6 protein-coding genes are annotated in these 9,226 nt (G+C 50.4%); all 6 read left to right on the plus strand.

What is annotated here, in order from left to right:
* Positions 1–287: 287 nt before the first annotated feature.
* The 6 genes from lepA (at position 288) to abc-f (ending at position 9,033) form a co-directional block, all read left to right on the plus strand.
* Positions 288–2,075, plus strand: coding sequence for a translation elongation factor 4 (gene lepA, locus HMPREF3027_RS01880; RefSeq protein ID WP_070706583.1), 1,788 nt, complete (start codon positions 288–290; stop codon positions 2,073–2,075).
* Between the two features lie 12 nt (positions 2,076–2,087).
* Positions 2,088–3,638, plus strand: coding sequence for a replicative DNA helicase (gene dnaB / locus HMPREF3027_RS01885; protein ID WP_070706586.1), 1,551 nt, complete (start codon positions 2,088–2,090; stop codon positions 3,636–3,638).
* Positions 3,639–3,714: 76 nt separating this feature from the next.
* Complete coding sequence (locus HMPREF3027_RS01890) at positions 3,715–4,761, plus strand: dihydroorotate dehydrogenase-like protein (RefSeq protein ID WP_070706588.1); 1,047 nt, start codon at positions 3,715–3,717, stop codon at positions 4,759–4,761.
* A 15-nt stretch (positions 4,762–4,776) separates the two neighbouring features.
* The gene (locus tag HMPREF3027_RS01895) at positions 4,777–5,913 is read left to right on the plus strand and encodes a DNA polymerase III subunit (protein ID WP_070706590.1); all 1,137 of its coding nucleotides are present in this window, start codon (positions 4,777–4,779) and stop codon (positions 5,911–5,913) included.
* A gap of 16 nt (positions 5,914–5,929) precedes the next feature.
* Positions 5,930–7,168 carry a porin gene (locus tag HMPREF3027_RS01900; RefSeq protein ID WP_070706592.1) on the plus strand — a complete coding sequence of 413 codons (1,239 nt, stop codon included), beginning with the start codon at positions 5,930–5,932 and terminating at the stop codon, positions 7,166–7,168.
* Entirely contained in the window at positions 7,168–9,033 is a 1,866-nt protein-coding gene (gene abc-f, locus HMPREF3027_RS01905) for a ribosomal protection-like ABC-F family protein (protein WP_070706594.1), read from the plus strand. The genes HMPREF3027_RS01900 and abc-f overlap by 1 nt, the downstream gene beginning before the upstream one ends.
* Positions 9,034–9,226 lie beyond the last annotated feature (193 nt).

The raw sequence follows: 9,226 nt of genomic DNA on the forward strand, positions 1-9,226 counted from the left end.
TTGACCCCGGCTGAGGGGTCAGACCTAGAGATAGAGCTACCCGACCCCTCGGCCGGGGTCGCAAGGGTATTTGACACCTATCTATACACAGGTCTTCGGCACTGCGCGCCTTGACCTGTGCCTATTTAGCACGGACCTCTGCCGAGGTCCTTACTCATAGACACCCCACTAAAAACCATACGGTAAGACCTTTCTAATGCGTAACCCCTGAGTAGCAGTGGGACAGTGGAGTGTGATTCGTCTCTTTTTTATTATCTTTGTAGGTAAATACTAGTAAGAGGATTTATATGAATCATATTCGAAATTTCTGTATCATAGCGCATATTGACCACGGCAAGAGCACTTTGGCGGACCGTCTTCTGGAGTATACCAATACAGTGGGGGCTAAGGATGCACAAGATCAATTGCTGGACAGCATGGACTTGGAGCGGGAGCGTGGTATTACAATCAAGAGCCATGCGATACAGATGGACTATAATTATAAGGGGGAACAATATACGCTGAACCTCATCGATACTCCGGGGCACGTGGACTTCTCGTATGAGGTGAGCCGTTCGATTGCTGCCTGCGAGGGGGCTCTGCTGATCGTGGATGCTTCGCAAGGGGTACAGGCACAGACGATCTCCAACCTCTATATGGCGATGGAGCACGACCTGACGATTATCCCGGTGCTGAATAAGATAGACCTGCCGAGTGCAATGCCTGAGGAGATGACGGAGGAGCTGGTCAATCTACTGGGGTGTGACGAAGAGGAGATTATCCGAGCGAGTGGTAAGACGGGTGAAGGGGTGGAGGAGATCTTGGCAGCGATTATCGAACGGATTGACCCACCTAAGGGTGATCCAAAGGCACCTCTACAGTGCTTGATCTTTGACTCTGTCTTTAACCCTTACCGAGGTATCATCGCCTATTACAAGGTGGTGAATGGCTCGATTAAGACGGGCGACCATGTGAAGTTTGTAGCTACTGGCAAGGAGTACGATGCCGATGAGGTGGGTATCCTCCGACTGGATATGGTGCCTAGAAAGGAGATCAAGACAGGCGATGTGGGCTACATCATCTCGGGGATAAAGACTTCGCGTGAGGTGAAGGTGGGAGATACCATTACCCATGTGGAGGGAGGAGCAAAGGAGGGGATTGCGGGCTTTGAGGAAGTGAAGCCGATGGTCTTTGCGGGGGTTTATCCGATTGAGACGGATGAATTTGAAAATCTCCGCACTTCACTAGAGAAGTTGCAGCTGAATGATGCTTCGCTCACCTTTCAGCCAGAGAGCTCTGCCGCCCTTGGCTTTGGCTTTCGCTGTGGGTTCCTAGGGCTGTTGCACATGGAGATTGTGCAGGAGCGACTGGAGAGGGAGTATGATATGAGTGTGATCACGACGGTGCCCAATGTCTCTTATCACGTACATACCAAAAAGGGGCAGAATATTGAGGTACACAACCCTTCGGGTCTGCCAGATATTGCGGAGATCGACTATATCGAGGAACCTGTGATACGTGCTTCGGTGATCACCACGACCGACTATATTGGTCCGATTATGACGCTTTGCCTCGGAAAGCGTGGCACGCTGGTGTGGCAAGATTATCTCTTTGGCAATCGGGTGGAGCTGATCTACGACCTTCCTTTGGGCGAAATTGTGATCGACTTCTATGACCGTCTGAAGAGTGTCTCACGGGGGTATGCCTCCTTTGACTACCACGTGAATGGATTTCAGCAGTCTAAGTTGGTGAAGGTGGATATTCTACTCAATGGGGAGTCGGTGGATGCCCTCTCCATACTTACTCACGTGGATAATGCCCAAGGGATGGGTAGGCGAATGTGTGAGAAGCTGAAGGAGCTGATACCTCGGCAACAGTTTGATATCGCTGTGCAGGCGGCTATCGGGGCGAAGATTATTGCCCGTGAGACGATCAAGGCGGTGCGTAAGGATGTGACGGCGAAGTGCTACGGTGGTGATATTTCGCGTAAGCGTAAACTACTGGAGAAGCAGAAGGAGGGTAAGAAGCGAATGAAGCAGGTGGGTAATGTGGAGGTACCACAAAAGGCCTTCTTGGCAGTACTGAAACTAGACTAAAGGAGGTGCCAAATGAGTGTGGAGCAATTTACAACTGCCGCCTATGACTACGGCGACCTGGAGGGGGGTAAGATCCTGAAAACGAAGGGGATTGCTAAGGAGCTGGGGAAAGGGGTTCCTCCCAATAATATCGAGGTGGAGCAACTGGTGCTGGGTGCCCTTATCCTAGAGCGAGATGCCTTCCCGCTGGTGGGGGAGATCCTGACGCCTGACTGCTTTTACGACACCAAAAACCGGTACATCTTTGAGGCAATCCGTCAGCTGGCTCTCGAGGAAAAGCCGATCGATGCACAAACCGTGGTGGAGCAGCTGAAGCTTATGGATAAGCTCTCGGTGACCAATGGCTTGGTCTATGTAGCAGAGCTGGCTTCGCTGGTGAATAGCACAGCTCACCTGGAGTTTCACGCTCGACTACTTTTCGATAAAAAGATACAGCGCGACCTCATCTCCTTTGGCAATGATGTGATCGGCAATGCCTTTGACGAGACGATTCCGATCACCGATACCATGCAAGATGCCGAGCAACAGCTCTTTGAAATCACCCAAGGGACTGATAGCAATGAGGTGGTGCCTATCGGAGATATTGTGCCGAAGATTATCCAAAAGATGAATGACCTAGCCTCGGGAACTGCCGATGCACACGGGGTCCCCTCGGGCTTCCCAGAGATCGATGAGATTACCTTTGGCTGGCACCCTTCGGACTTGGTGATTATTGCTGCACGTCCAGCGATGGGTAAGACCGCCTTTGTGCTCTCCATGGCACGCAATATCGCGGTGGAGCACAAAACTCCTGTGGCAATATTTAGCCTAGAGATGAGCGAGGATCAGTTGGCGAACCGACTGGTGGTGAATCATACGGAGATTCCCAATGATGATATCAAGAGGGGCAACCTTACTCCTCAGCAAATGGCTACTCTGGAGCAAAGAATTGGTACTCTGGAGCAGGCACCTCTCTATATAGATGATACGGCGGGGCTATCGGTATTTGACCTCCGAAGTAAGGCACGCCGATTGGTTCGGCAGAATGGGGTGAAGGTAGTGATTATTGACTACCTCCAGCTGATGACAGCTAGTGGCATCAAAAGCAATGCCAATCGTGAGCAGGAGGTGAGTACTGTATCGCGCTCTCTGAAGCAATTGGCTAAGGAGCTCAATATCACGGTGATTGCCCTCTCGCAGCTCAATCGTGGAGTGGAGAATAGGCCTAAGGAGGGGAAGCGCCCTCAGCTCTCTGACCTCCGTGAGTCGGGTGCGATTGAGCAGGATGCCGATATGGTCTGCTTTCTTCACCGCCCCGAGTACTACGGCATTATGGAGGATGAGGAAGGGCGGAGCATGAAGGGGATGGCGGAGTTTATCATCGCAAAGCACCGTAATGGTCGGGTGGATACCGTATTGCTGCGCTTTATTGATACCATCATTAAGTTTGCAAGTAGCCAAGGGATGCACTTTGCACAGAATGGCACTACATTTGATAGCAAGATGAACCACCCCTCTACCTCAATGACCCAGGAACAAGACCCTCTAGCTAGTGATGCCCCAAATACCGGCTTCACCATCTAGTTTTTCTCGGGAATATCACTAAAAATAGTTACCTTTGTGAGAGAAAGAAAACCAAAGACCAAAACTAATAAATATTATGGCAGATCTATCCACACTATACGCACAGAAACTGAGGCTAAAGAGCCCTTTTATCGTAGCTAGCTCGGGACTTACTAAGGATATCCGACAGATACAACAGCTGGAGAAGGCTGGGGCCGGGGCGATTGTTTTGAAGTCCATCTTTGAGGAGCAGATAGAGCAGGAGATAACTAAGATGACCGATGAGAGTGTCGGTGGTTATCACGACTCTACGGCAATGGACTACCTTCAGCACTATGTGAAGGGGCACGCACTGAAGACGCATATCGACCTTATTAAGGAGGCAAAACGATGCATTACAGCACCGATAATTGCTAGTGTCAATGCCTACAAGTCGGATAGCTGGGTGGAGTATGCACAGGAGCTGATTGAGGCTGGTGCCAATGCTCTGGAGTGCAATGTGATGAGGATTGAGAGCAAGGTGGCTCAGCCTTGGGGCGCTTCGGAGGAGGACCTGATTCAAATGGTACGCTCTCTGCGTAAGCAAATGGAGGATACCCCTATCATCATCAAGCTAAGTAAGTACTATACGAATATCATTCGCCTTTGTCGCGACCTTAAGCTCGCAGGGGCTGATGGGGTGGTGCTCTTCAATCGCACCTTCATGCCCGATATTGATATTGAGAAGGAGAAGATCACGGTGGGTTCGGTGCTGAGCCATGAGGGCTCCTATTCCGATACGCTTCGCTATGCAGCACTGGTGCGTGGGGCAGTGCCTGAGCTTTCGATCGCTCTCTCCAATGGGGCAAGAAATGGCGAGGATCTTGTGAAGGGACTCCTTGCAGGAGCAGACGGGGTGCAATTTGCTTCGGCACTTTATAAGGGTGGAGCAGAGGTGATCCGTGAGGCAAATCAATTCCTTTCCGATTGGATGGATCGTAAGCAGTACCACCATATCAATGAGTTTAAGGGCAAGCTAGCAGCCACTCGTGTGGACCACGCTACGATGTACCAGAGAAGCCAATTTATGCGCTACTACGCGAGCGAGGATGCCAACCCTACCCAAATAACCGACCTAGGGCGACCAGACTACTCACAACTATAAGATAGAGTACTCCCTATGCCAATCGTGCCAAAGCCCTCTGACTTACTCGGGCAGGAGCATCTAGTAGCACACTTTGCTAGCCAAATAGAGGCTGGTGAATTGCCACATGCGATACTTCTGACGGGGGAAGAGGGAGGAGAGGCCTTTCCGCTCTCCTTGGTATTGGCACAGCAAATTCTTTGTGAGGAGCTCACCCCCGAAGGCCATCCTTGTGGCAAGTGTCACTCCTGCCGGCAGATGGCGGAGCTACAGCACCCTGACATCACACTGGTTTTCCCGGTGATTAAGGCTCAGGAAGGGAAGGAGTTTACCTCGGAGATGATGCTGGAGCCATTTAGGGAGTTGATCGGAAAGTACCGCAGGTTCACTACGCTTGAATGGCGAGAGCAACTAGATGCTGGCAATAAGCAGCCTCAGATAATGGTGGCTGAGGCGGAGCGATTAATTCACAACACCTCGCTCCGCTCTTTTAAGAGTCAGTATCAGGTGATCCTTATTTGGCAACCCGAGACGATGCGTACCGAGACGGCCAATAAGCTACTGAAGCTCCTCGAAGAACCACCAAAGGGAGTGGTATTCATTATGGTTTCGCATAGTCCGCACCGACTTCTACCGACCATCATCAGCCGGTTGCAGAAGGTAGCGGTACCTAAGATACCCGACCCTACCCTCATTGATTACCTAGTGCGGAAAGAGTCTGTCACAGAGGAGGAAGCGGCTGAGCTCGCTCATTTGGCACAAGGCAACCTCTACAAAGCCTTACAGCTAAAAGAGGGGAATGGGCTATTCAAAGGACAGTGGGAGGCATTGCAGTTTCTACAACTACCACTTCAAAGGCACCCCAAACCACTTTTGGCAGCTGCCCAAGAGTATGCCAAGAAGGATCGCCCTGAAGTGATTGCACTACTTGATTCTCTGCCCAAGTTGCTACGAGAGTTACTGGCGCTTCAATATGGGTCGGACGATGTGATTTTCCTTCCAAGTAAGATCCTCGAAGAGGCGAAGACGGTCTCAATCGCAGTTCCATTGGATAGATATCCTAGGATTATGGACGAACTCACAGATGCTAAGCTCGAGGTAATTCAAAATGGGAATATCACTATGGTTCTCTTTGATCTCCTCCTCACGCTCACCCGGATATATCAAAAATAAGTATATATAAAACGTTATGAAAAGGATTTCACTACTCATCATTGCACTCCTTGCCTTCAGCATGGGGGTTTCGGCTCAAAGTAAGACGAAGGTAGCCTACCACGGACAAGGGCTTACCATTAAAGGGACTAAAGGATTTAAGCTCAAGGTGGCCAACACTTACACTCTGGATGGAGTCGCCTTTGCACCCACTTTTGATGCTTCCCAAGCGACCTTGGACAATCAACCATTTGAGATAAAGCCAAATATTGCCTTTACTAACCTCCAAACCAACCTGTCGGGAGACTTCTCTAAGCGGTGGGGATTTGAGTTTCATATCAATTTTGCTCAAAACAAGATCAACCTCCTCAATATGCTCCTCGACTATCGCTTCAATGACAACCTGAAGTTGCGCATGGGGCAGATGAAGGTGCCAGGGCCAATGAGCCAAAACTACGGAACGGGTACCGCTATGAATGTAGCTACTCCAATGGGGCTCTCAATGGCTTCGGCTCGCCGCTTGGGTTTGGGGCTATTTTACAATACAGGTCGCCTCTACTCCGCTATAGGAGCTTACTCCATCAACCTCAATGAGTATGCTGGTAGCTCTCTACCCAAACGACCTGAAGTAGGTGTGGCAGGGCGCTTTATCTACAATGTACTCAATAATCGCCATCAAAAGCTTCTACTTGGCACCAATATCTATTGGATGCGGATGCTGAATGGTGAATTCAATCAGTCGGGTGCCATAGGCATTGAGACGCTAGCCTCCACTGCTCGCTTCATCAGGTATTACCACTCCAATGCCACTAGCCAACTCAATTATGGGCTAGAGCTAGCTTATCAAAACCGCAATTTCCTATTGACCGCTGAAGGACTCGGAACCAACTTCTTCAGAAGCTCCGACCTCGCTACGCCACAATATGCAGGGTGGAACGTACGTGCGAGCTATACCGTTCTCGGCAATCCTCGCAGATACAATGCATCTATGGGCGATTTCTCTAGTTCGCCATACAATGGCAAGCAGGCACTTGAGATAGGGCTACGTAGCTCGGGTATTTACTACAATAATCATGAGGGGATTGAGGCTTTAGCAGGTTACAGCGTCGGCGCTTTTGCCAATTATTGGACCACCTCTCATCTCTGCTTTTCGCTACTCGCCAATTATATAGACCATCATAAGGACTTTAAGAGCAACTATACCATTAGCGACCCGAATAGCTTCAAGGGGCTAGACTTTATGGTATTCCAAGGTCGCGTGACCATACTATTCTAATGGCCATACTGCAAGTAGACAATCTCTCCAAAAGCTTCGGCGTACTGAAGCTATTCGAAGGGCTCAACTTCTCTATTGAAAAGGGGCAGAAGGTAGGTCTGATCTCGCCCAATGGGGCAGGTAAGACCACCCTTCTCCGTATATTGGTGGGACTAGAACCCTCCGACACTGGCGAAGTGATCACCCAGAGAGACCTCAAGATTGCCTACCTACCACAGCGGAGCGACTTCACCACCTACCCTGATATTCTCACCGCCAGCCTGAGTGGCATTGCTCCAGAGCTACGCGAGGTGATTGTGGAGTACGAGGCGGCAGTCGAAGTTGGTGATACCAACCAAATCAATCGGGCGATAGCACGGATGGATCAGCTAGATGGCTGGAGTATAAAGCAGGAGCTACAAGCCCTCCTCTCACAGCTCAATCTAGGCAGTCCACACCGTAGCACCCAAGGGCTATCGGGCGGGGAAAGCAAGCGTATTGCCCTCGCCTCAGTCCTCCTAAGGCAGCCCGATATTTTCATCCTTGATGAGCCAACCAACCACCTCGACCCTAGCACCGTGGAGTGGCTAGAGCAATACCTCGCCACCTCCAACGCGTCACTCCTGATGGTGACACACGACCGCTACTTCCTCGACCAGGTATGCGACACCATCATAGAGATGGATGGTGGACAAATCTATAGCTACGAGGGGAATTACACCCTCTACCTACAGAAGCGAGCAGAGCGACTAGAGCAACTGGAGAGAGAACAAGCCTCTCTACGCAATCGCTACCGCACCGAGCTAGAGTGGATGCGCCGAATGCCTCAAGCCCGAGGAACAAAAGCAAAGTACCGCAAAGATGCTTTCCACGAACTCAAAGGGCAACTCACCCATATTCAGCACCACCAAGGGCCTCAGCTCGAGAGCCAATCGGTCTATATCGGAAAGAAGATATTTGAGTCAGAGCACATCAGCAAAAGCTATGGTGAGCGTCCTATTATCAAGGACTTCTCCTACAACTTCGCCCGCCGTGATCGTGTAGGTATTATCGGTCCAAATGGGGCAGGCAAGACCACCTTGATCCGACTGATTATGCAAGAAATTGAACCAACATCAGGCACTATAGAGGTGGGTGAAACGGTTCGCTTTGGCTATTTCTCGCAAGTTCCTCCCACCTTTCCCGAGGGAAAGAAGGTGATAGAGGTAGTCACTGATATCGCGGAGCACGTAGTAGGCAGAAGCGGGGCCGAGCATACCGCTATGCAACTCTTGAATCGCTTCTTATTTCCACCAAAGCGACAGCAAGACTATGTCTCGCTCCTTAGTGGTGGCGAACGGCGAAGACTTCAACTCTGCACCGTGCTGATGCAACATCCCAACTTCCTTGTCCTCGATGAGCCAACCAACGACCTTGATATCCCCACTCTACAAGTGCTGGAAGAGTATCTAGTGCAGTTTGATGGTTGCCTACTTGTAGTCTCCCACGACCGCTACTTTATGGACCGTATCACGGAGCACCTCTTTGTGCTAGAGGGGGATGGTACGGTTAAAGACTTCCCCGGCAATTACACCGACTATCGTCTTCAGCAAAAGGAAAGTCCCAAGGTAGAAAGCTCCACAAAGCAAGAAAAGGAGCCAACCACCAAGCGACCACCTAGAGAGAAAAAGGCAAAGCTCTCCTACAAGGAGCAACGAGAGCTGGAGCAACTGACTGAGCAACTTCCTCTACTCGAAAAGCAACTCCAAGAGATTGAGACCACCATGAATAGTGGCAGCGCCACACCCCAAGAGTTGGTAGAGCTAGCTGAGCAATACAGCACCACTAAAGAGACCCTCGACTCAGCCGAACTGCGATGGCTTGAACTCTCGGAAATAGAAGGGTAGAATACAGGATATTAAAGAGCTAGACAAAGGGAGCGGAGCAAAGTACGTAGCCGAGCCCGAGCTCAGATAACAAGATACTTGATACGAAATGTAAGATAAATGGGGGTACCTCAACTGAGGTATCCCCATTATTCTTTTGTCTAATCAGCGAGACATATAGAGAATGTTGCACGAAGGATGAGATGCAAGGCGC

Origin of the sequence: Porphyromonas sp. HMSC077F02 (assembly GCF_001815465.1) — a bacterium.
Classification (GTDB): domain Bacteria; phylum Bacteroidota; class Bacteroidia; order Bacteroidales; family Porphyromonadaceae; genus Porphyromonas_A; species Porphyromonas_A somerae.